The organism is Paenibacillus sp. GCM10023250 (assembly GCF_042653205.1).
Lineage (GTDB): Bacteria > Bacillota > Bacilli > Paenibacillales > Paenibacillaceae > Paenibacillus_Z.
In genome coordinates, this window is record NZ_JBHSHY010000055.1 from 1 (window position 1) to 22,288 (window position 22,288).

General features: G+C 60.0%; 14 protein-coding genes. 2 read left to right on the forward strand and 12 right to left on the reverse strand.

What is annotated here, in order from left to right; translation table 11 throughout:
- Positions 1 to 125: 125 nt before the first annotated feature.
- The 12 genes from ACFPB1_RS24915 to ACFPB1_RS24970 all read right to left on the reverse strand — a co-directional run bounded on the left by ACFPB1_RS24915 (position 126) and on the right by ACFPB1_RS24970 (position 17,637).
- Positions 126 to 1,676 carry a hypothetical protein gene (locus tag ACFPB1_RS24915; RefSeq protein WP_379228896.1) on the reverse strand — a complete coding sequence of 517 codons (1,551 nt, stop codon included), beginning with the start codon at positions 1,674 to 1,676 and terminating at the stop codon, positions 126 to 128.
- A 342-nt stretch (positions 1,677 to 2,018) separates the two neighbouring features.
- The gene (locus tag ACFPB1_RS24920; RefSeq protein WP_379228898.1) at positions 2,019 to 2,210 is read right to left on the reverse strand and encodes a hypothetical protein; all 192 of its coding nucleotides are present in this window, start codon (positions 2,208 to 2,210) and stop codon (positions 2,019 to 2,021) included.
- Complete coding sequence (locus ACFPB1_RS24925; RefSeq protein ID WP_379228899.1) at positions 2,207 to 3,181, reverse strand: TIR domain-containing protein; 975 nt, start codon at positions 3,179 to 3,181, stop codon at positions 2,207 to 2,209. The genes ACFPB1_RS24920 and ACFPB1_RS24925 overlap by 4 nt, the downstream gene beginning before the upstream one ends.
- A gap of 140 nt (positions 3,182 to 3,321) precedes the next feature.
- Complete coding sequence (locus ACFPB1_RS24930) at positions 3,322 to 4,230, reverse strand: hypothetical protein (RefSeq protein ID WP_379228900.1); 909 nt, start codon at positions 4,228 to 4,230, stop codon at positions 3,322 to 3,324.
- A 78-nt stretch (positions 4,231 to 4,308) separates the two neighbouring features.
- Positions 4,309 to 5,919 (reverse strand): ABC transporter substrate-binding protein, encoded by a 1,611-nt coding sequence (locus ACFPB1_RS24935; RefSeq protein WP_379228901.1) that lies wholly within the window; start codon positions 5,917 to 5,919, stop codon positions 4,309 to 4,311.
- Between the two features lie 62 nt (positions 5,920 to 5,981).
- Positions 5,982 to 6,944, reverse strand: a complete 963-nt coding sequence (locus ACFPB1_RS24940) for a carbohydrate ABC transporter permease (protein ID WP_379228902.1) — start codon at positions 6,942 to 6,944, stop codon at positions 5,982 to 5,984.
- Positions 6,945 to 6,964: 20 nt separating this feature from the next.
- The gene (locus ACFPB1_RS24945) at positions 6,965 to 7,912 is read right to left on the reverse strand and encodes an ABC transporter permease (protein WP_379228903.1); all 948 of its coding nucleotides are present in this window, start codon (positions 7,910 to 7,912) and stop codon (positions 6,965 to 6,967) included.
- A gap of 161 nt (positions 7,913 to 8,073) precedes the next feature.
- On the reverse strand, positions 8,074 to 9,699 hold the full coding sequence (locus ACFPB1_RS24950) for a response regulator (RefSeq protein WP_379228904.1): 1,626 nt from the start codon (positions 9,697 to 9,699) through the stop codon (positions 8,074 to 8,076).
- Positions 9,692 to 11,479 (reverse strand): sensor histidine kinase, encoded by a 1,788-nt coding sequence (locus ACFPB1_RS24955; RefSeq protein WP_379228905.1) that lies wholly within the window; start codon positions 11,477 to 11,479, stop codon positions 9,692 to 9,694. The genes ACFPB1_RS24950 and ACFPB1_RS24955 overlap by 8 nt, the downstream gene beginning before the upstream one ends.
- A gap of 145 nt (positions 11,480 to 11,624) precedes the next feature.
- The gene (locus ACFPB1_RS24960; RefSeq protein ID WP_379228906.1) at positions 11,625 to 12,848 is read right to left on the reverse strand and encodes a peptidylprolyl isomerase; all 1,224 of its coding nucleotides are present in this window, start codon (positions 12,846 to 12,848) and stop codon (positions 11,625 to 11,627) included.
- A 115-nt stretch (positions 12,849 to 12,963) separates the two neighbouring features.
- The gene (locus tag ACFPB1_RS24965; protein WP_379228907.1) at positions 12,964 to 15,933 is read right to left on the reverse strand and encodes a fibronectin type III domain-containing protein; all 2,970 of its coding nucleotides are present in this window, start codon (positions 15,931 to 15,933) and stop codon (positions 12,964 to 12,966) included.
- A gap of 3 nt (positions 15,934 to 15,936) precedes the next feature.
- On the reverse strand, positions 15,937 to 17,637 hold the full coding sequence (locus tag ACFPB1_RS24970) for an S-layer homology domain-containing protein (protein WP_379228909.1): 1,701 nt from the start codon (positions 17,635 to 17,637) through the stop codon (positions 15,937 to 15,939).
- A gap of 271 nt (positions 17,638 to 17,908) precedes the next feature.
- Between ACFPB1_RS24970 and ACFPB1_RS24975 the strand changes: the two genes are divergently transcribed.
- Both ACFPB1_RS24975 and ACFPB1_RS24980 read left to right on the forward strand, forming a co-directional pair.
- Positions 17,909 to 19,606, forward strand: a complete 1,698-nt coding sequence (locus ACFPB1_RS24975; protein WP_379228910.1) for an Hsp70 family protein — start codon at positions 17,909 to 17,911, stop codon at positions 19,604 to 19,606.
- A gap of 3 nt (positions 19,607 to 19,609) precedes the next feature.
- Entirely contained in the window at positions 19,610 to 22,153 is a 2,544-nt protein-coding gene (locus tag ACFPB1_RS24980) for a tetratricopeptide repeat protein (RefSeq protein ID WP_379228911.1), read from the forward strand.
- The last annotated feature ends 135 nt before the right edge of the window (positions 22,154 to 22,288 follow it).

Here is a 22,288-nt window from a genome sequence, read left to right on the forward strand (position 1 = left end):
CCAAATTATTCTCCTTAATGAAGTCGCGCAGCTGCTGTTTCGTCCAAAGTCCCATGTGTTCTCCCAACCTTTCTACTGATTCCATTTTAATAGGTTTTGGAGTTTACACAAAGTATTTTACAGACTCAGGTATAAGTGATCACCATGTTTGCTTTACTATAAGTTGTAGCGTTAAAAGTAATTGAATTCTTCCCTGGAATAACATTGGATCCTAGCGTAATTACCTTGGAGGCTGTTCCAGATAAGTTACCAATGGTGTAGGTGGTACTGGAGTTATTAAGCTTAAAGCTTCCATTTAATAAACTAATATTCTGCGTAACATTCAAATTAATACCGGTCTGTTGAATCACTCTACCTCCTCCGGCAGTTTCAGAACTATTACTCACTCCATCAACAAATAGTTCGCATCTTAACGATCTTGAGACGGAACTACTTCTAATTTCAAACATTTTTGTAACGTAACTTGAATCAAAGTCTTTAGAGAAACAAGATGCTGAAGTGGCGGTGATACTTGAATCAGAATCAGTTGGGACTTTACTTGCCGGAGGAGGATCTCCAGGCTCAAACCCCCCAGGAGTGACAACATAACCTCGCACATTAAAATTAGTTATGGGAAAAGTGGTATTAATTCTAGAGGAAGGAGTAATTGTACCACTGCTTGAAGAGGTGGTACCCAATTGATAAAGTGATGTGATTTGGGAATAATCCTGAGAAGTCACCGTTGCAGCGGCACTTATCTGGCTTGCGTTTGCAGGTACATCAAATGAATATGTCTTTCCATTCTCCATACCTGTAAAAGAAGATGTAGTTGTCGTTGGATCAATAGTAATCGGGTAAACAAGACCACTTAAATCAAATTCAAAATCTATGTATTTCTTCCCATCTGCTTCTCTATAAGATTGATTAACCGTTCTTTTTGTACCCTTCGAATCCTCCATCCATGCTGGAAGAATACTAAATTCAGTTGATGTAAGATTCCCCTTAATATCCCCTATCACTTCGTAGGAAATTTTTTGAGGTGATTGATTGTTTTTCAATATAATTGTTTCTTTTAATCCATTCCCCAGGACCTCTAATGAAACGTCCGTATTATCCCAAGCATTCTTATAGGTAATAACCGAGGGGGCGGATTGGCTCCCAATTACATCAAGACCACCTTGTGGTATGAACTCTATTTTGTCGTTGCCTTTTGAAATTGAATAACCAATATTAAAAGTTTGAGGCAATACTACATCAAAAGGAACTCTAGGGGCCCTAAAGTCTTTCCTTTCCATTTTTTCTATCTCGCTTTCCTGTCTTAGTTCCTTTGATTTAGAATTAATACTTGAAAGCCTGTTACCAGCAACTATTGTAGTATTTATGTTTTGATATTCATTATTTTCATCTAAATAGTGGATTGCATAAGGGGAAACAACTGCCTCATACTTCCCATCCGGTAATCTAAAGTGTTTCTCATTGCTTGATCTCAGATTAGTTACTTCTACTGCTTTTCTATTAGTAAGATTATTTATCTTCTTCTGAAGAATATCTTTTGCGCTCGAATTATTACTAAAAATTACGGTTTCTTTTTTAATAGCATTATTGCTAGATTTACTGCTTGCAACCGAAAAATTTGGGAGCAGCACAGTCAGACATGATAATAGCATTAGCCCTACTATAAGCTTATTCTTTAGCACATTTTATCCTCCTAGTATTGTTTTCATATTCGAATTCAAAAAGAAACTCCTTTTATTTACATCAACCTCTCTTCGATAGTAATTTATACCAGCTTACTTTAAGGATAATCCTGCTAAGATGTATATTGCTGTCGAAGTGCGCTGTCGAATGTAAAAATTTGAATTTTTAATAAAGCCTTGGTCCACATGAAAGAAGACCGGACAATACCCGGTCTCTAGGTCCTAGAATCCACCAGTTTAGATGATTTTTTCCGTGGAATACCCTACATCCGCCAATCCCCCGCATCACGCAAAAAAACCGGCTCGCAACGAGCCGGGCGGTTTACCCTAGCCTTCGCGCCATCAATGCGCGAACAGCGGTTTCTTATATTCAGCCTTCCGTTTCAGCAGGACGAAGCCGTTCTCCTCCCGCCCGGCGCCGAGGGCCGGAGCGAGCACCATGGCGTTCATGTCGACCACGACGACCTTGCCTGTGCGCTCGCGCGTAACCGGTATGCGCGTCCGCGCATTCCTCTTCGCCTCTTTGCCGTTCATGCCGGATCGCCTCCAAATAGGTAGTGGACCGTGCTCATCAGCTCGTCGTTCTCGTCCATCAGCTGCTCCAGCTGCTCCCGCGTCGAGACGTTCCCCGTCAAGTGCACGGTCACGACCAGCTCCTTACCCACAGGATAGCACAGCAAATAAATTTTGCCAACGCCGTGTCCCTTGTACAGGATCGCCTGCTCCGTGCTCGTCCGGTAGACGTCGACGACGAGCGGCGCCCGCTCGCCCGCATCCTCATAGGCCGAGAAGGAATAGAACTTGCCCCGCCCGACATTGCCGGCGACCTGCCGGATGCCGTCGTTCCCTTCGGCGCGCCACACCGCCGCCCCGGACACCCGGCCGACCGCGCCCCCGTCGTAGGCGGTGCGGATCGCTTCATAGAGATGCTCGTACTTGCGCGCGCCGTCCCGCACGAGGTCTGCGCTGAACTGGATGAGAAATTGCAGCAGCGAGGCGTGGGCCGGATTGCGGTACGGACCGAGCTCCGCGATGCGGTCCGCGATCGCGCCGCATGCCGTACTGACGGCGGCGTCCAGGTTCGTCCGGTCCGGGTCGTAGGTCAAGTAAGTGAGCCCGTTCAGATCCGATGGAATATGGAATTCGCTTACAATGCTGCCGTCCCCGCGCGCCATGGCGACCGACCGCGGCGCGACGAAGAACACCCGCTCCCGCTTCAGCCGGCCCCAGAACAGCCCCAGCTCGAAGACGACGTTGTCGCGCGGGATCATCATGATCCGGTCGCGCAGCTCCACGACGTCGTGCGGCGTGAACAGGAATACCGCGAAGTCGCTCGCGTCCGCCTGCGCTTCCAGATCGCTCATCGCGTCGTGATTCGCCTGAAACGTCCCCGCGAACCACGGCGTCACCTCCGCGATCCGCTCCAGCTCCCGCGTGACGGCCAGCGCCAGCCGCTTGGCTTCGCTCGTCGAGCCCAAAAACACTTTCGGCCTGCTATCCGACATGACGTCCCCTCTCCCCGATAGACATGCTGCGCCTGCTAGTTGTCATTCTACCATACGCCGCACGCAGGCACTGCATGAAATTTCCATCCGGGAAACGCGCCGCCGCCCTCCATTACCCGCCGGCCGCCGCCGACAACCGCTTATTCCCGCCCCAGCGCCCGGCGGATGCTGATCTCCACCGGCGAGTACATCTCCGGATCGGCGCGGTCGAAGTTCATCCGTTCCTTCAGCGGCGTCTTCTGGTTGCACATGAAGCGCGGCACGCCGGAGTGGTTCTGCGACGGCGTATGGTAGAGGAACGGATGGCACAGGATGACATCCCCCGGCGAAGCGGTCGTCTCGGCTACCCGCAGCTGGAATCCGTCGGCGTCGGTATGCCACGTCCCCATGAACCGCTCGAGCCGGCCGGGATCGTCCTCGCGCGAACCGTCCTGCCCGGTCAGCGCCGCCAAGTACGGATGCTCCAGGTTCAGCTTATCGATGCCCTCCTGCGGCTCGAGACCCTCGGGATGGCGCTCCAGGAAGCGCGCGACCACCTGATGCGAGCCTTCCACGATCAAGGTGCCGCCGCCCCGCGGGCCGATCTCCGAGAAGATGCATAGGCACAGCAGCCCCTGATCCGGGCTGTCCACGTAGTGGCGGAAATGGCCGCCGTCCCAGTGCCAGCCCGCCGTCGGCACAGTCCACGGCCGCTCGGCGCCGAAGGAGAAATTCACCGGCCACCAGCCCCACGTGCTGACGACCTCCTCCTGTCCGTACACGCCGCGGTCGATCCAGCGGCCGTGCCCGACCAGGTCCTCGATCGCGTCGGCCATCCGCGCCGTGTTGCAGCGGTCGAACGCGCCGCCGCTGTAGGCTTCGCGCAAATAATGCATCGGTTTGTTCCATGTGGCACGGTCGTTCGCGTCGATGCCGGCCGGCCGCAGCTTCTCCCAGATGAACCGCTGGCACTCCAGCGCCAGCTCCCGCGGGAACGCCTCCTTCACCTTCACCCAGCCGCGCGCCATGAAATGGTCGATTTGGTCCTTCGTCAACACTTTGTTCTCCATAGGGTTCGCTCGCTCTCCTTCATGCAGGTATAAGAAAGCCGGTGCCCGACTTGCGCACCGGCCGTATGGGTCCGACGATTATTTCGACTGCGCCGCGCGCCATGCGTCGAGCTGCTTCTGCTCCTCCGCGATGACCTTCTCGATGCCGGCAGCCTTCAGCTTGTCGATGTACTTCGGTACGTACACGTTTGGATCGAGCGTGCCCGTGCCGAGGCCGGGGTTGAACTCCTTGCCCACGTTCGTGATGGCGGCGACTTCCGTCTTGACGTTCGACGGGTCGAAGACGAAGCCGAGCAGCGGCGAATTTTTGGCGGATTCGTTGAACGTCTTGAACTTCTCCCACTTCTGCGGATCCTCGTTCGCCCACAGGAAATCGTTGAACTGGTTGCCGAACAGCCACGCCTGGTTCAGGTTATAGCCCGAGGTTTGCGCCGTGACGCCGTCCGCGAAGTCGATCGTGTTGTCGCCGACCTTCTTGTAGTGCTTGCCTTCGATGCCGAACGCGATCAGGTTGACGAGGGTTTTGTCCGTATAGAGCAGGTTCAGGAACATCATCGCCCGCGCCGGGTCCTTGGACGTGCGGGAGATCGAGGCCATGGAGCCCTGCGTGTCGCTCGTGCGGATGACCGGCTGCGTCAGCTCCACCTGCACCCACTGCACGCCGGTCGCCGTGCTGACCTCGGCGTCCTTGCCCGGCTTCAGCTGCTCCGGAAACGAAAACGCCTTGCCGGCCTTCAGACCGCCGCTCATATCCTGCAGCGTCGCGGCATCCTTGTTGACGTAGCCCTTCTGGTACCACTGATGGATGAGGTCGTAGCCCGCTTTCGCCTCCGGCGTCTCGAGGCCCATGACCAGCTTGAAGTCGGTCGAGCCCTTCGTCAGCGTGCCCGCTCCGTCGTCATAGTGATCGAAATTATTGTTTTGCCAGACGTTCAGCAGCGAGGTGTCCTTGTTCAGGTAGAACGGCGTAACGCCCGGCTCCTTCTCCTTGATGATGTCGTAGTACGGCTCGAGGTCCTGCAATGTCTTGATCGTGGTGATATCGATGGCGTATTTGTCCACGAGGTCCTTGCGGAGCATGACGCCGAATTGGGTTGCCATCTCCTTGTTGACCGGCATGCCGTAGTTCTTGCCGTTCACCTTGGAGCCTTCGAGCAGCGCCGGCTCGATGACGGCCTTGGCATCCTGCGCGTACTGGTCGATCAGGCTCGTGATGTCGATGATGTTGCCTTGGGCGATCTTCGTCGTGAAGCCGTCCCAATTCGCCGTGTACATCAGGTCGAACGGCTCGCTCGACGCGAATTTCAGGTTCATTTTGTCCGCCCAGCTGCCCCAGTCGATGACTTCCAGGTCGAAGGACGCGTTGATCTTATCCTTCAGGTACTTGCTCACTTCCTCATTGACGAGCGCCTGGTCCTTCTGCGCCGCGGAGCCCGGAACGAACCACTTGATCGTGTACGGCTCGAGCTTTAAAGAATCGGAGCCGCCATTCGCCGCCCCCGCGTTCGTGCTGCCGGCGTTGCTGCCGCCGTTATCGGCGTTGGCAGCCGCGTTGCCGCCGTCCCCGTTGCCGCCGTTCGCGCTGCCGCCGCTGCCTTCGTTGCTGCCGCAGCCGGACAGCAATAAGGATACGGCGAACGCAGCCGTCAATGCGGTAAGTCCTTTGCGCTGGATCCCCTTGACCTTCATATGAACCCTCCTATAGCGAATATGAACGCCTTGCTCTGTATGCTAACCGGCCTCGGCCGGGGTTAGCCCTTCACCGCGCCGACCGTCAGACCGGCGACGAAATACCGCTGGAAGAACGGATACGCGAGCACGATCGGCCCCATGCCCACGATGCACATCGCCATGCGGACCGTTTCGTTCGGGATCTTGGCGATCTCCGCGGCGCCGACCGCCGTGTTGCTCTGGGCGTTGGCCTGCAGGAACTGCAGGTTGCGCATGACCCGGTACATCATGTACTGCAGGTTGACCATGTTGTCCTTGTTGATGAAGACCAGGCTGTTGAACCAATCGTTCCAGTACGCCAGCGTGTAAAACAGCCCGATCGTCGCCATGACCGGCAGCGACAGCGGCAGCACGATGCCGAAGAAGATGCGGAACTCGCCGGCGCCGTCGATCTGCGCGGATTCGAGAATCGACGGATGGATCGTCTGCTGGAAGAACGTCCGCGTCGTCAGCACGAGGAACGCGTTCATGAGCAGCCCCGGCACGATCAGCGCGAACAGCGTATCCTTCAGGTGGAACAGGTTCGTGTAGACGAGGTACCACGGCACGAGCCCGCCGCCGAAGATCATCGTGAAGAAGATGAAGAAGGAGAAGAATCCCCGGAAGGCGAAGTCGCCGCGCGACAGCGGGTAGGCGTACAGCGCCGTGATCATCATGCCGGCCAGGCTGCCGATGACCGTCGTCGCGATGGAGATGCCGTAGCCGACCGCGATTTTGTGGAAATCGTACATCAGGTAATGGTAGGCCGCCGTGCTCCAGACCCGGGGGATGATGGAATAGCCGTGCAGCGCGATGGCGTTCTCGTCGCTGAAGGACGCGGCGAGCACGAGCAGGACCGGGAACAGGCACAGGCAGCAGTAGACGATGAAGAAGACGTTGATGACCAGATTGGAGCCGGTCGAGATGGCGTTGATCGGCCGTGCCGCTCGCGGTCGGGATACGGCCGCCGCGGCTGCCGGCGATTGGGCGGTGGTGGTATTCATGCGCGGTTGTCGCTCCTTCCCTAAAATAGCGCGTTTTCCTTATTGATGCGGCGGACGATGAAATTAACCGACAGCACGAGCACGAAGCCGACCGCCGACTGGTACAGTCCCGCCGCCGAAGACATCCCGACGTCGCCGAGCGTGAGCAGCGCGCGGTACACGTACGTATCGATGACGTTCGTCGTCGGATACAAGGCGCCGGCGTCGAGCGGCACCTGGTAGAACAAGCCGAAATCGGCGTTCAGGATATGACCGACGGCCATCAGCGTCAGGATGATGATGATCGGCTTGATCTGGGGCAACGTGATGCTGATCGCCTGCCGCCATTTGGATGCCCCGTCCATGAGTGCCGCTTCGTAGTATTCGTTGTCGATACCGATGACGGCCGCCAAGTAGATGACGGTGGAATAGCCGATGTTCTTCCAGATGTACACGAGCGGGAGAATGTACGGCCAATACTTCGCTTCGCTGTACCACGCGATCGCGTCGAAGCCGAGCGGTTCGAGCACATGCGAATTGATAAAGCCGAATTCCGTGCTCAGCAGGGAGTAGCCCAGGTACCCGACGACGACGGCCGACAGGAAGTACGGCAGGAACATGACGCTCTGGTAGAACCGGGCCGCGAGCCGCGCGCGCACCTCGTTCAGCAGGATCGCGAACGTGACGGCGATGATCGGCGTGATCGTAATGAACAGCGCGTTGTAGAGCAGCGTGTTGCGCGTAATCGTCCAGGCGTCGGACGTCCGGAAGAGAAATTTGAAGTTGTCGAAGCCCACCCAGGGACTGTGGAAAATGCCTTTGCTCCAATCCACGCTCTTAAAGGCAATGACCGTGCCGAACATCGGCAAGTAGTTGTTGACGAGCAGATAGATCGTGCCGGGCAGCATCATCAGCAGCAGGTAGCGGTTCTTGATCACCTTGCGGCCGAACGATCGGCGGGGCCTTGTGATTTCCGTGTTCAGATTCATCACCTCGTATCCTAAGTGCAAGTATCGTTGCCGTGCTTAAGGATATTGTAGTAGAGCGGGCGGGCGGGCCGATAGGAACGGAGATGACCAAGATAACGTTATTATGACAAACCCCCGCCGGATGGCGGGGGTCGGAAGACGCTGGGCGATGGGCGGGCGGCTCAGCCCGCGAAGCCCTGGTACCGCTTGCGGTACTCCTGCGGGGAGAGGCCGACGGTTTTTTTGAACACCTTGCCGAAGTACGAGAAGTTCTCGTAGCCCAGCGCGTCGCCGATGTCGCTGATTTTCTGGTTCGTCTCGGTGAGCAGAATCTTCGCCTGGTTGATCTTTGACGAGATGATGAAGTCCATGAGCGACTGACCCGTCTCTTTCTTAAACAGGCGGGAGAGATAGGCGGAATTCAAATAGACGTGCGACGCCAGCTCCTCGCGGTTCACGTCGCGGATATGCTCCTGCACGTAGCGCTTGACCTTCTCGATGTTGGCGCGGTGATCGCCCTCGTGCAGGCTGAAGTAGTCCATGCCGGCCGTCAGCAGCCGCTCCGCCCAGCTCTTCAGCCGCGCGAGCGACCGCGTGGCCGTCCCGTCGCCGGCGAGCAGCTTGGCGCCGACGACCTCCTTCGCCGGCCAGCCCTTCCGGTGGGATACGTGGTAGACCATGTGCAGCAGCAGGTGATAGACGCCCTCCAGCGTCTCGGGCGTGACGGCCGTGCCCGCGAGCTCCTTGAAGGCGGCGTTCAGGCGTTCCAGCAGCTCCGTCTTCTTGCCGGATTCGAACAGCACGGTCCATTCCGCCCAGTCGATCTGCGTCTGGGTCTGCGTCTGCCGCGCCGGCGCGCGCGCGAAGCCGCGGTCCCGCAGGAACAGCACCGCCGCCGTCTCGGCGACGTTGCCCTGCTCCATCTCGAGCAGCGCGTGGTACGTCTCCGGCAGGGCGGCGATGGAAGCGGGCTCGCCGACGTAGCAGGACAGCTTGCAGTAGAAATAGTCGGACGACGCTTGCATGTACCGCCGGCAGACGGCCTCGAGCCCGGCATCGTCCTGGGGCGTCCCCGCGTCCTCATACAGCAGGGCGAACAGGATGCCGCCCGCGTCCCGGACGACGGCGCCGCCGCGGCCGTCGAGAAGCGTCTCCTCCGCGCTCTTCAGCAGCGCGTACTCCAGAATCTCCTCGTCCCGCTTGCTGAACGCCTCCCGGAACTCCTCCACGCTGAGCAGGACGGGCCGGACCCGCGTGTCGGGCGAGACCGGCAGGCCGTAGCTCTCGATCGCCTGCGCCAGCCGCTCGCCGTGCATGGCGACGCGCGCGCCGAGCACATCCTGCCAGAATTTCTCCCACAGCAGCGGCTTCTGCGTCTCCCACAGCCGGGCGTACTTCTCGTATCGCTCCGCGTACTGCCGCTGGTCCCGCTCCTGGCGCAGCTTCTCGCACGCCCGCGCGACGACCTCCGCGATCTGCTTGTGCTTGACGGGCTTCAGCAGGTAGTCGAAGCCGCCGAGCTGCAGCGCCTGCTGCGCGTAGGCGAAGTTGGCGTGGCCGGTGAAGAAGATCGTCAGCGTATCGGGGTAGTGCGCGTTCACCCACTCCAGCAGCTCGAGCCCGTTGCTGCCGGGCATCTCGATATCGCAGAGCAAGATATCGATCGGATGCGCGCGCAGCGCCTCCTTCGCGGTGCCGACGCCGTAGGCGCTGTAGACGCCGCCGATGCCGGCGGACGGCCAGTCGATGCAGGCGAGAATCGCTTCGACGGCGTATTTCTCGTCATCGACGACGAGCAGGTTATACATCGCTGTCTCCTCCTTCGTGATCTCGCTCGCTCGGAATCCGGATGCGCACGACGGTGCCTTCCGGGTCGCCGGCGGAGAACCGGATCTCCGCCCGGCTGCCGTAGATCATGCCGAGCCGGCGCCGGACATTCCAGATGCCGAGCCCGCCGGCGCCTTGCCCGGACGGATCGGAAGCGCTTTCGTATTGCAGCAGCCGCAGCTGCTCGGGCTCCATGCCGCGCCCGTCGTCGGACAGCCGGATCTCGCAATCGCCGCTGCCGTCCGGCGCCGTCCGGGCGGCGATCCGGATCCGGTACGGGCGCTCTCCCTCCGGCATGCCGTGAATGACGGCGTTCTCGACAAAGGGCTGCACGGTGAGCGGCGGCACGGTCCTGCCCTTCAGCTCCTCCGGCAGGTCGATCTCGTACGCCAGCTTATCCGGAAACCGCAGCTTCTGGATCTCCAAGTAATTCGCGATATGATCGAGCTCCTCCGCGAGCGTGATCGCTTCGCGGTGCGCGCGCGTGATGAAGCGGAAGTAATCCGCCAGATGCTCGGTCATCTTCTCGACCAGGTCGTTCTTGCGCAGCGCTGACAGGCTGTAGATGATGTTGAGCGAATTCAGATAGAAGTGCGGGTTGATCTGCGCCTGCAGATGCTTGAACTCCGCCTCCTGCTTCTTCAGCATCCCTTCGTAGACGTCGATCTTCAGCTTGCTGATCTGCCCGGCCATGCCGTTGAACGTGTCGATGAGAAACGCGAACTCGAACGACGAGCCTTCCTTCAGCCGCACGCTGAGGTCGCCGTGCATGATCCGCCGCATCCCCGACATAAGCGCCTGCATCGGCTTCAGCAGCGTCCGCTTCAGGAAGATCGAATAGAAGAGGATGACGACGAGCCCGAGCACCGGAATGAGGTAGATCGCGCCTTGGAAATAAAACAGCTGCTTCAGCAGGTTCTTCTCCGGCACGATCGCGATCATATGGATCGGCGCCTGGGCGAAGGGCGCGCCGACGGCCAGGTAGCCGAGCCCGTCGGAAGTCCTCCGGAATCTGCCGTACGGCTCGTTGCCCGGCGTCTTGAGGCTCCGCTCAATCTTCGAGACGTCGTCGCTCGTCAGCGCCGTGGCCGTCAGCGGCATGCCTTCGTTCGACACGAGCAGCTCCTCCAGGTCCTGATCGGACGGCGCCGCGTTCAGCTCGTCGATGAGCTGCTCGGCCTTGATCAGCGCGCCGACGTACACGTTGGCGCTCGGATCGGCGACCTGCTCCAGGCGGACAAGGTAATTGACGCCTTCGGACGCGACGACGTCCCAGGCGTGAACCTGCCGCCTCTCCTTATCCGCGAGATAGCCGTCCAGCACGTGATGGTACCGCTCGATCTCCGGATAAGAGCGCTGGCTCGTGATGAGCCGCTGCGGCGTGTCCAGGTAGACGAAGAACGTGTCCACCTCCTTGTAGGCGGCCTGGTCCTGATCGAACGACGTCAGCACGGACTGCTTCGCGAAGAAGTAGTCGCCGCTCTCCTCCGGATACGATGAGAGCGTTAACAAATTCGTGTACGACGGATTGTTCGTCGCCTGCCGCAGCAGGTAGCTGACCGTCTGGCCGAGCGCCATGTCCTTCTTCGCCGCCTGCGTGGAGATGAGATTGGAGTTCGATTGGGACACCTGCTCCCGCACGACGTTCATCGCATAATAATTGTTGTAGAACAAAAACACGATCAGCGGCACCGTGACGACGATGAAGCCGACGATGAATTTATAGCGAAGCGTTCGCTTGCTCCGGACGATCACGACCACCCCGCACCCCCGTCTTAGCCTGCTGCGATTCTCTAAAAAAAGCTTAAGTTTGAACAAGTAAATATAGCGTAGCACACGCCGCCAAAAAAAACAGCCCGTTTCCGATTTGGAAACGGGCTGCTTGGGGCGGAAAATAATGACTGCCTTACTTGTCGACCGCGAGCGCGTCATAAACGCCGTGCCGCACGACGACTATCGCGTTCTTAACCGCTTCATCCACGAGCTTGGCGTATGCGTCGTCGGCTAGCCGGGCGCGGATGCCGTCCCGGACGTCCTCGAAAGGATGCGCCGCGCCGGGCGTCCGCTCCGTGACGACGGCGACGGCGTAGGCGCCGTTCTCGCGGAAGACGTCCGTCCGTTCGCCGGGCCGAAGCGCCTGCACGCCGGAAGCGAGCCGCGGCGTCTGCAGCGCCGCTTCGCGCGCCGTCTTCGCGTCCAGCGCGACAGCCGACACCTTCGCCGCGTCGGCGTAGCCGCGCGCCGCTTCGGCGGCCGTCATGCCGCGGTCCAGCTTCGCCGCGACGGATTGCGCCGCCTGCTCCGCCTCGCGCTCGGACAGCGAAGCACCCGGCTCGTAGGAGACGGCGACGACGTCCGCCCGCACGGCGTCTTGGCCGGCGAACTCCGCCGCGTGCGCGTCGTAGTAAGCGCGGAGGCGATCGTCCGTCCAGGTCATCCCGCCTTGGAGCTTTTCTTTCAACTCACCGAGAAGGTTGGAGTTGTACAGGCTGTAGTAGGCCGCTTCGGTGTACTGCGCGGGCCCGTATACGCCGGGACCGTCCGCGCCCGCCTTCGCCCGCCGGGCGTTCTCGGCCCGGTAGCGCTTCAGGAACGCGCCGTACGAGATATCGTCCGTCAGCCCCTCCCGTACCGCCAGGAGCTGCTGCACCTTCAGCCGGACCGTCTCCGCAAGCGCGTCCCGCTTCAGCTTCGCGAGCGGCGTCTCCCCGCCGAGCGGCGTCGTCCAGAAGCCCGGGCCGTCTTCCGCGCCGTACGCCGACCGGTAATACGCCGCCGTCTTGGCCTTCTGCGCCGCCATCGCCTGCGCCAGCTCCGCCGCCGTGACCGGCGCGCCGTCGACGGTCGCGGCGGCGCGAAGCGCATCGCCGCCCTGCCCGTGCCGCGGCAGCAGGACTACAGCGGCGGCGATGGCCAGCGCCAGGACGGCCGCGATGGCCAGGACCGCCGGGAGCCGCCGGCGGGGAGCGGCGAGTGCGCGCTCGGACGGCCGAGACGCGGGCGATTGCGACGCGCCAGAGGCTTTCGGCGTCTTCCCCGGCGTTGCCGCTTCCAGCGCTTTCGGCGTCTTCGCCAGCTTCGGCGCTTTCGGCGCTTGCGGTGCCTTCGGCTTCAAGGCTGCGTTTCTCATGGCGGATTCTCTCCTCTCGCGAACGGCTCCGGGCCGGACGCTAAACTTGGCGGCGAATGGCTGACGCTAGATAGACGGCGGACGGCAGACGGCGGCTGGAAGGCCGGCCGTAAGCTTAGCCCGGGAACACGGTCTTCGCCGCGAGCGGATGCAGGGTGTTCGTGCCGTCCCAGACGAAGACGCGGATGCTGCCGCTTCGCTTGATCGTCTCCGGCAGGTCGAGCGCGGCCGTCAGCGTGGCGCTCGCGCCGCTCTTGACGGTCGCGGCGCCGGAGATGCTCCGCACGAGCCCGTTGTCGTCATAGTAGCCGGCGATCAGCGTGAACGGCCGGTCATAGCTCGTGAAATTGACGACCGTCGCCGAGATCTTCACGGTCGCGCCGGCTTGCAGCGCCGTGACCGGATTACCGTCGGCATCGGCGAACGACGGCGGCAGCACGGTCAGCCCGCTGCCCACGTAGACGGTGACGCTGTTCGTCGCGATCGTCCGGCCGCCGAGGGTCACGGTAGCCTGCAGATGCGCCTCGCCCGTCTTGATCGCGGTGACGACGCCGTCAGCCGATACCGAGACGACGGACGGCGCGTCGTTGTCATAGCGGATGGCCAGGCCGTCCGCCTTCAGGTCGAGCGATCGGCCCGCGTCATCCGTGCCGGTCACGTTCAGCGCCGCCGACTTGCCCGGCTCGAGCTGCGAGGCGTTCGCGGTCAGCGCCGCGGCCGTGATGGCATCCGGTCCGAACGCGTCCAGGTACTGGAACCGGACCGCATCCCCGACGACGCGGTCGGCGGAACCGTCGCTCAGCGTGACGGAGGCCGCCGTGCCGGCTTTGAACTTCAGGTTGCCGAGCGGCACCCATTCGCTCTTCGGCGCGTTGTATTCGTTCACGGCGAACGTCTTGGCGCCGCCGTCGAACGCGACCTGGAAGGAGGCGTCGGTCGCCCACACCTCGCCGGACGGCCGCTGCGGCAGCCGGTAATACACGGCATAATAGCCGTCCGCCGGCAGGTCCGGCGTCCAGACGATCGTCCCGGAACCGCTGCCGCCGTCGCTGTAGCGGTACCCGGAACCGTTCGCCGACGGGCTGCTGCCCGCGGTCCAATCGCCGGTCACGGCGGCGTCGGCATCGTCTGCTACGACGGCCGCGAACGTCGTCCGGACGGACAGCGCTTCGCTGCGCGGCGATTCGTTGCCCGAGAGATCGCGGGCGACGACGTAGAAGGAATAATCCGTGTCGGGCTGCAGCCCCGTCAGCGTGGCGCGGTTCTGCATGACGACCGACGCCAGCTTCGCGTCCGTCGCCGCGTCGTAGATGTCCGCGTCCAGCTGCACGCCGTCCTCGGCGGCCGTCCACGACAGCGTGACTTCCGCGTCGGTCCGGCCCTCCGCCTTCAGTCCGGACGGAGCCTCTGGCGCCGCCTCGTCCGCCTTCGTGCTCGCCGGATCCTCGAACAAGCCGATATCCGGGGAGCCGGTGTAGAGGGCATTGCCGAATAGATCCCGGCCGCCGTTATTCGGCACGATCCGGCCTTCGCCGATCAGCGGAGAGGACGGCTGCAGCTTGAAGCCTTCGGCCTTGTCGATGCCGTCGCCCCCGGAAGGATCGACGAACTGCGGATCGGCGTCCAGGTTGCGAATGCCTTGGCTCGGCGGTTCCGCGCCGAAGAAGTCGTTGTTGTAGAACGCCGGTGCGTCCGGATACGCCGGATTGCCTGACGGCGTGTAGAAAATATTGTTGATGTAGGTCGACTTCGGGTTGTTCGCCAGAATCAGGCCGTCGCCGTTGTCGTTGTAAAACACGTTGTTGTAGAACACGCCGGTGTCCTTCACTTCCACCGTCCTGCCGGACGAGCGGTGATTCTGGTCGTTGCGGCTGACGTTGTACCGGTACACGTTCATGCCGTTTTTCAACTGGCCCATATCCATCACGAAGCCGCCGGCGTTGTCGTGCGAGTAGTTGTACTCGAAGTAGTGGTCGCCCTGCGCCACGATGTCCGTATCGAACGCCGTGGAATCGGCGGTCAGCGAATCCTTGTAATGCACCCGCGCCACTTCGTTGTGCCGGATCGTCGCGCCGTTCGTCTTCCACACCCAGATGCCGGCGATCCATTTGAAGTCGTACGAATTAATGGCGACGTCGTACACGGCGTTGTTCTCGATGAGCGGATTCTCCGCCACCCCGACAATGATGCCGTCGGAGCCCGTCTTGTCGATCGTGTTGCCCCGGATGACGACGTTTTTGTGGTACATCGACAGATCGTTCGTGTAGCCGTCCATGTTGATGCCGATCGTCCGGATGTCGTGGATGCGGTTGTTCTCGATCAGCAGATCCTTGTAATAGCCGTGCTTGTCGGGCGCAACGTTCTTCTCCCATTCCCACGCGTTGATCATGATCGCGGCGTTCGCGTTCTTGTTGATCTTGGCGTTCGGATCCGGATTGTCCGGGTCGTCGACCCAATCCTCGCCGCTGACCGACAGCCCCGCGACGTCGTGGATGTCGAGCCCCTTCAGCTGAATGCCGCTCATCGGGCCGTTATGGTAGGCGATGAGCCATACGCCCGACCGCTTGTGGAATACCGTCTTGTAGTCGTCCGGGTCGGCCGCGTTGAAATTCGTGATCTCGATGTCCTGCAGCGTCACGTACTGCTGGTTCTCGATCTTGACCGCGGAATCGAGGCCGCCGCCGTTGATGACCGGCTTGGCTTCGCCGCCGTACGCGCCGACCGTGATCTGCGCCTCGGGGCTGCCGGAGAACTTCATCTCGAACCGTTCGTTCCAGACGCTGCCCGACTTCAGCAGAATCCGGTCGCCGGGGTGAAACGCACCTGCGGTGCCTTCTTCGCTCACGTGCCGGAGCGTCTTCCACGGGTGGCCCTCATCCGTGCCGGCGTTCGCATCGTCCCCGGCCGCGGCATCCACGTAATACGCCGTGCCCGCAGCCGTGCCTGCAGCTGTACCCGCTTCCGTACCCGCGGCCGCTTCCGCCAGCGCCCGATGCGGCGCCCACGCGCCGGCCCCTGCCAGCTGCAGCGTTACGGCAGCCAATGCCGCCGCGAGGCCGATTCTCCATCGCTTGCTCGTCTTCATCGCTTATCCTCCTTCGGTCGTCTTGGCATCCAGCATGCGGATCAAGAGCTGCGCCGCTTCCGCGCGCGTCGTGATGCCGGCGGGCACGAACAGATTGCCGCCTCTTCCGTTCATCAAGCCCTTCTCCGCGGCCAGCGCCGCATACGGGCGCGCCCACGGCGCGATCGCGGCGGCATCGGCGAACGACGGCACCGCCGACGCCTCCGGCGTCCAGCCCATCGCGCGGACCGCCATCGCCGCCAATTCGGCGCGCGTGATCGGCTGGCCGGCGCGGAATGTGCCGTCCTCGTAGCCGCCGATCCAGCCGGCTCCCGCCGCGCGGCCCACCGCGTCGGCCGCCCAAGCCGGAATGGCGTTCGCGTCCTTGAAGCCGAGCAGGTCCGCCTCTGCCGCCGGCTTGAACGCCCGGCTCAGCATGACCGCGAATTCGCCGCGCGTCACGGGACGGTCCGGCCGGAACGTCTCGTCCTCGTAGCCGGTCACGATGCCGAGCGCCGCGGCCCGGCGAACGGCGTCCGCCGCCCAATGGCCGGCGATATCGGTCAGTGCCGGCTCGCCGCCCTGATCCGCGCCGCCGTCCGTCTGACCGCCGCCCGTACCCGGCGAACCGCCGCCCGGATTGACGATCGGCGGATCGTCCGGCGCCGGCGAACCCGGCGTATACGCGAACGTCACGCTGAGCGGCCGCGCGACGCCTTCGCCGCCGACGGTCGCCGTGTAGGTGCCGTCGTCCGCGCCGGCGGCGCTGGCGCTCGTCATCGGGAAGCGGAACGAATAGCCGCCCTGCGCGTCGCTCGTCGTCTGGTCGACGTAGACCGGCACGTCCTTGCTGCCGGGACCCGTCACGAGCAGCGTGACGTCCTTGCCGGCGACGCCCTGCGTCCGGCCGGTGACCGTCACCACATTGGAATCGCTTACACTAACCTCGGCGGAAATGTTCTGCGCCGGCGCCGAGCCGGGCTCCAGGCTCGCGAGGCCCCATTGGCTGCGGAACTTCTTCTTGGTCTCGCCCGTCGTCGTCCAGCCCCATTGCCCGCGGCCCGAAGAACCGCCGTCGTTCAGAACCGCGTTCATCAGCATCTGCTTGTCGTCCCACGGCTCCGTGAGTCCGAGCTCGCTAAGCGGGATCGCCGCTTCCAGCGTATAGCTCTTCTTGTCCGCCGCGCGCTTGGCCGCGAGCGGGAAGGACGGGTACGCGAAATTGCCGTTCGTGAACACGTACGACTGCGCGCCGTTGCTGACGCTGCCGCTGATGACGACCTGCACGTCGCTCGGCAGCATGCCGTCCGGCTTGTTCGCGAGGTCCGCCGTGCCGAGGAACAGCTCCAGGTTGTCCCCGTTCCAGAGGTTGCTGCCCGTGTTCTCGTTGATCATCGGCGTGGGATCCTGGATGACCGCGCCGACATACAGATTGTCCGCGTCGTACTGCACATAAATCTCGGCGCCGTGGGCGTTACCGCCTGCGTCGATGACGCCGGCGATCGTCAGGGCGTCCGCCCCCTGCCATTCGCCGGCTGGCGCACCGTCTTCGTCCGTCTCGACGACGCCGTCGATCGTGAGCGCGCCGCCCGCCTGCTTGACGGTCGCCGTGCCCGCGCCGTCCGCGGCGAATGCCTGTCCCGGTCCCGCGAACGCGCCGCCCGCGCTGCCGAACAGCAGGCTCAGGACGCCTAGCGTCTTCAGCCTCGTGAACGTTCTGCTCATTCCTTCATCTCCTTTGGTCACTGATCTGACATGCCATGCAAGAACAGGATACGCTTGCCCGGATGGACTGACTATGAAGGAATGTGCCGTTGTTAGCGTTTTTGTGACCTGATGGCGGGGCAGCGCGATCGGACGCGAGCCGCAACTTATGCTGGATTCACCCCCCTCCTTTGAAATAAACTGGAATCGGATGTTGTCGAGCAAGCGATCTGTCGGATAAATCGCCAAACGAACAACAGCTAATTTCTGACTCTTGAATGGTGGAGAAATCATGGCAATCATCGGAATTGATTTGGGGACGACTAACAGCTTGGTTTCGTATTGGACGGATCACGGGCCGAACGTGATTCCCAACGCTTTCGGACATCGTTTGACGCCATCTGTCGTGAGTTTGGACGAGCACGGCGAGTTCCTGGTCGGCCAGCCCGCTCTGGAACGGCAAATCATGCATCCGGATGCTAGCGTGTCCGTCTTTAAGCGGTACATGGGAACAAAGAAAACCTTCGCCTTGGACCGGCGGGAGTTTCTTCCGGAAGAACTGTCCTCGCTCATTATTAAATCGTTGAAAGCCGACGCAGAACATGCCCTAGGCTTTCCCGTTCACGAAGCGGTTATCAGCGTCCCTGCCTACTTCAGCAACTTGCAGCGCGAAGCCACGAAACGGGCCGGCGAACTTGCCGGCCTGCGGGTGGAACGGCTCATTTCGGAACCGACGGCTGCTGCGCTCGCGTACGGTCTGCACCTGCGCGACGCCGATACGAAGTTTCTCGTATTTGATCTCGGGGGCGGCACGTTCGACGTTTCGATTTTAGAGTTGTTCGATCAAATCATGGAAGTCAGAGCCGTGGCCGGCGACAACTTTCTCGGAGGAGAAGATTTCACGCAACTCCTGATCGATATGTTCATGAAACGCAATCAACTTACGGCTCACGCGCTCGGGCAGAAGGAGTACGCCAAACTCCGCAAGCAGGCGGAAGCGGCAAAACGAGCGTTTGCCAGCCAACGGACGGCAACCCTAAACTTAAGGCTCGAGGATCGCGAACTCAGCGCCGCCATCGACTTGGAAGAATACGAGCTTGCGGCTAAGCCGCTTCTTCAGCGGCTGCGCCTTCCCATTGAACGAGCGTTATCCGACGCATCCTTGAAAGTGAAGGACCTCGAGGCGATTTTGCTCGTTGGAGGAGCGACGCGGCTGCCATTCATCCGCTCCTTCGTCAGCAGGCTGTTCGGCAAGCTGGCTTACGTCGACGTTAATCCTGATGAAATCGTAGCGGCGGGCACAGCTGTCCAAGCGGGGCTGAAGGAGCGGCATATCCGGCTCGAAGAAGTGATTCTGACGGATGTTTGTCCGTATACGCTGGGTACGTCGGTAACGATAAAGAAGTCGCAGGGCATCCATGAAAACGGCCATTTCTTTCCGATCATCGAGCGCAACACCGCCATTCCGGTCAGTCGATCGGGACGCTTCTATACGACGAGCGACAATCAGTCTTTGCTAAGCGTAGATATCCTTCAAGGTGAAGCCAGATTATCCAAGGACAATATCTTCCTCGGAGAGATCCGCGTCCCGGTTCCTCCTCGCCCTGCCGGGCAGGAAGCTATAGACGTGCGCTACACGTACGACGTCAACGGGCTGCTGGAGGTCGACGTAACGGTCCTGAGCAACGGCGTGTCCAAAAAAACCGTGATCGAAAAAAATCCCGGCTCCATGCCGCCCGAAGAAATCGCAAGACGGCTCGAGGAGCTGGCCCGCATTAAAATCCATCCGCGCGAAGAACAAGAAAACAAATGGGTGTTGGCACGGGGCGAACGGCTCTACGAAGAACGCATCGGCGACGATCGCCGCGAAGTCGCCCAGGCGCTGCAGGAATTCGAGGACGTGCTGGACAAGCAGCAGCCCCAGGCGATCAGAGAGCTGCGCAGGAAGATGCATGACCTATTCGACATCTTGGAAGAGAAGGAGGACTGACTCATGCACGCAGAGCATTTCGCTGTGTTGCGAATCGAGCCGACTAGCGATTCGCAAGTCATCAAGAAAGCGTACGCCAAGCTCTTAAAACTGCACCCGCCCGAAACGAGCCCCGACCAGTTCCAGCGCATCCGGGAAGCGTACGAAGGCGCTCTGGCTGCAGCAAAAGCAGGCCTCGAAGCCACGGCACCGCCCGAAGACCCCGTCGAAGCGTTCGCCGGCCGCTTAAAGGCCCTGTATGACCATTATCCGTCACGGATCGATGCAGCAGCATGGAAAGCGCTGCTCGATCTCGACGTCTGCCATCATATCGATACCCGAGAAAGCGTCAGTCGCAAGACACTTGACTTCCTGACCGACGACTATCATATCCCCCATGAGGTATGGCGCGCTTTAAACGAGCATTTCGAATGGACCCGTGACAAGGACAAGCTGCTCGAGGAATACAATCCGAACTTCATTGAGTTCGCCATGAAACGGATCGAGCAGGATCATTATGTGCATTACGACGAGCTGCTTACTTGCGATAACGGACAGCAGGACGCGCTTCTCGGGTACTATTACGACGGCATGCGCGCGATCGACCAATACGACTATTACCTTGCGCGGGAATCATTGCGACAGGCGCAGGCCATACAAGCAGAGCAATCGGACGTTGTCATTCTTCAAGCCAGGTATGCGATGGCTGTCGGTAAGACGCAGGAAGCGCTTGAGTCCTTGACGGCGTTAATCAAGCGCATCGACGGCGACTACTATGCTCGCTATTATCGGGCGGTCCTACTGTTCAAACAAGGACTGTTCGAACAAGCTTCCCAGGATTACGAAGCGATTCTCCCGATGAGACCGGATTCGGCCGACATTCTCTTCTCGCTCGGGCAATGCGCGGTAGGGACAGGGAAATACACGGATGGAATCGCGTACTTGGATCGGCTCTCCGACATTCTGCCGGATGATCACGAAGTGGCGAATCTCCTCTTGTCCGCGCACCGCTACCGGATCGACCAGCTATCGTCGGCAGCGGAATCCGGGACACTGCGTGAAACAGCTGGATTTGAACTGGCCGATTCGTACTTAGCCGTGAATATGACCGATGAGGCGTATCGCCTGTTGGTTGAGCTCGAACAGCATTATCCGTCTGCCGCTTTATGCTTCCGTATAAGCCAGGCTTTGGATCTGTCGGGCAAACGCGAGCTAGCTCTAGCTGTTGTGAACAATGCGCTGCTGAAATTCGAAGGCGATGCCGACCTGCAGTATCTGAAAGCCAAGCTGCTGAAAGATCTGGGCGATTTGGAGGGAGCAGCCTTACACTATGTAGCCGCCATCGAACGGGCTCCATCGAATCAGATTTTCCATAGCAATCTAGCTTATCTGTTGAATCAGCTTAACCGTTACGAAGAAGCGCTGGAACGGGCCGAGCAGGCGATCGCCATCGATTCCGATTATCCGAATGCGTATCGGCATAAAGCAGAGGCGCTCATGCATATGGAGCGGTATGAAGCTTCCATCGAGGCTTGTGAAGCGGCACTGGCAAGAAATTCGCGCTACCTCGATGCTTATTGGGTACTTATGCAAGCCCACATGAACGTCGCGAATCACCACAGTGTTGTCGAAGTGTTCAATCGGGCGGCCCAGCAAGAGCTCAAGGATCCCCGTCTGACGGTTCTTTACGCCAACGCATTGCGTCGATCGGAGGAATTCGAGCCGGCAATCGAACAATGCGACGAAGTGCTTGAAGAGAATGCAGAAAATGGGGAAGCCAGGCTCTGTAAGCTCATTTGCCTCTTTAGGCTCCGTCATTATCGCGAAGCCATCTCCGAATTCGAACGGATCTCGGTCCAGCAACCGGCTCCTGAGGAAGCTGCCTACTACGCTTGTCTTAGTTACTACAATGAATCGATGCCGAACGAAGCGATGCAACTGGCGCGGCAAATCCTGGATCAGGGAGCAGACAAAGGGGATTTGTTTTACGATGTTATCGGCGATATTTACCGTGACCGCGGGGACAGCGATTCGGCAATCGAAGCCTACCGCTCTGCAGTACGCAACGATGATAACGTAGCCAATTATCACTTTCAGCTTGGACATTTGTTGGATCAAGATGATACCTGGACAGAAAGTCTTCAGCACCTGAACGCTGCCATCAAGCTCGAACCGACGCCGGCAGCCTACGCCAAAAAGCTCTCTCTCGTTTTTATGCGAGTGAAGTCGTACGCTGAATGTCTGAATATCTGCGAGAAGCTGCTTGACATGGATCCCGATCATAGCGATGGTTATGACTATATGGCTTGGTCGCATTATATGCTGAACAACAAGGAACAAGCCGGAAGCTGGCTGAAAGAAGGGCTTCGGAAGCATGCGGACCACGTCTCGATGCTGCATCTGAAGTCGGTCCTGCTTATGGATGACGGTCATACGAGGGAAGCGCTCGCGGTATGCGACCGCATTCTGGACCTTGATCCAGAGCATGAGGACACGATCGAGCGCCGAGACGAAATTCTTAGCGCCGCCGAAACCAAGAAATCGGTGTTCAATTGGTTTAAACATTAGCTTCGCCGGAACGTCATTGCGACGAGCGTTTCCGATCTTCATATCGGCGCGGTCTTTCCCTCGGGAGATCCGCGCTATTTTTCTCCGCCTCGCCGTGCATGAAATACCGAACCGGACGCTAGCCCCCTCGTACTC